This window comes from Halomonas marinisediminis (genome assembly GCF_004347715.1).
GTDB lineage: Bacteria > Pseudomonadota > Gammaproteobacteria > Pseudomonadales > Halomonadaceae > Halomonas > Halomonas icarae.
Window position 1 is genome coordinate 1 of the sequence record NZ_SLTR01000257.1, and the last position, 302, is coordinate 302.

Annotated in this window: 1 protein-coding gene; it reads right to left on the reverse strand. The window is 68.5% G+C overall.

What is annotated here, in order from left to right:
• Window positions 1-96: 96 nt before the first annotated feature.
• Window positions 97-302: TraR/DksA C4-type zinc finger protein (locus E0702_RS16600; RefSeq protein ID WP_205742004.1), on the reverse strand; the 206-nt coding region annotated here is incomplete at its 5' end.

Here is a 302-nt window from a genome sequence, read left to right on the forward strand (position 1 = left end):
CCCGAAAACAAAAACACCGGAGGCAGGGCTCCGGTGTCTGTGAAACTGTGACTTCCCTGCATCTTTATGGCGCGTCGCGGCAGGGGGGCGGCGGGCTCAGTCGTCGCGATGCACCTTCTCGCGGCGCTCGTGCCGCTCCTGCGCCTCCAGGCTCAGGGTCGCGATCGGGCGCGCATCCAGCCGCTTCAGCGAGATCGGCTCGCCCGTGGCTTCGCAAGGTCCGTAGTCGCCCTCTTCGATCCGGCGCAGGGCCGCGTCGAGCGTCGAGATCAGCTTGCGCTGGCGGTCCCGGGTGCGCAGCT